The organism is Pseudomonas sp. 1D4 (assembly GCF_001728925.1).
In the GTDB taxonomy this organism is placed as follows: Bacteria; Pseudomonadota; Gammaproteobacteria; order Pseudomonadales; family Pseudomonadaceae; genus Metapseudomonas; species Metapseudomonas otitidis.
In genome coordinates this window covers 1-1,221 of record NZ_LXJQ01000118.1, presented here as the reverse complement: position 1 = coordinate 1,221, position 1,221 = coordinate 1, and the positions used below count along the sequence as shown (strand labels likewise).

Below are 1,221 nucleotides of genomic sequence, written 5' to 3'. Positions count from 1 at the left end.
GGGTTCTACCCCGTTAGCACGGACACTTTCGAGTAAGCTCACGTCGAGCTGAAGGAGTGTTCATGAAGCGCAAGAAATACAGTCCTGAATTCAAGCGGGAAGCCATCGAGTTGGTTCGTCGTTCAGGGGCGAGCTGTCGACAAGTGGCCCTGGAGATTGGTGTGGCTCCGAACCTGCTCACACGCTGGGTTCGAGAGGCACGGCCAGGCACAGAAAAGGCCTTTCCCGGAACAGGTAGCCCGCGAGATGAGGAGCTGGCCAGGCTCAAGCGTGAATTGGCCCGGGTGACCAAGGAGCGTGATTTTTTAAGAGACGCGGCAGCGTACTTTGCCAAGGAGTCATCGAGCGGTACACGGTGATCCAGCGCTGCCGCAACGAGTACCCGGTACGACTGATGTGCCGTTGCCTGAAGGTTTCTGCCAGTGGTTACTATGCCTGGCAGGATCGCGAGCCAAGCCCACGTGCTCAAGAGAATGCGCGCCTGGTGAGGCGCATTCGGGAGATCCACGAGGACAGTCGTGGTGTGATCGGAGCGCCACGTATGCACGAGGATCTGCTCGACGAGGGCGAATCTGTCAGCCTGAACCGCGTTGCTCGCCTGATGGCCGCTGAGCGAATTCAAGGCTGGCCACGCCGGAAGAGGCGTGGCTTTGGAAGAGTCGCCAGCGGCCGTCCGGCAGGCGTGAAAAATCTGCTGGAGCGCGATTTCACTGCGCAGGAACCGGAGCGCAAGTGGGTCACGGACATCACGGAAATAGCCACACTGGAAGGCAAGCTATTCCTATGCGTGGTGCTCGACTTGTACAGCAAGCTGGTGATCGGCTGGTCGATGCATCACCGTCAGGATCGGCAGATGGTGATTCGAGCGGTGGAGATGGCGATCTGGCAGCGCCAGGGTGACTGGTCAGTGATCCTGCATTCGGATCGCGGCAGCCAATTTACCAGTGCTGACTACCAGCGCTTTCTGAATCGAAACACGCTGGTCTGCAGTATGAGTGCAGTCGGACATTGCGGTGACAACGCTGCCTGTGAAGGCTTCTTCGGTCAGCTCAAACGGGAGCGCGTTGCCCATCAGTCGTATCGAACTCGTGATGAAGCACGGGCCGACCTATTTGACTACATCGAGCGGTTCCACAACCCACGAATGCGTCGTAGAGTCGCCCGGCAAGATCTGAAGTTTTCAGCCCTTTTCAAACCGTCCGTGGAAACGGGGTAGAACCC

The 1,221-nt window shown here is 58.3% G+C and carries 1 protein-coding gene; it reads left to right on the top strand.

The features are described 5' to 3' along the window. Positions 1–62: 62 nt before the first annotated feature. Positions 63–1,216, top strand: a protein-coding gene (locus A7D27_RS26805; protein WP_139134208.1) for an IS3 family transposase whose coding sequence is annotated in 2 segments (ribosomal slippage) — positions 63–309 and positions 309–1,216 — 1,155 coding nt in all. Because the reading frame shifts where the segments join, the coding sequence is not laid out codon by codon here. Positions 1,217–1,221 lie beyond the last annotated feature (5 nt).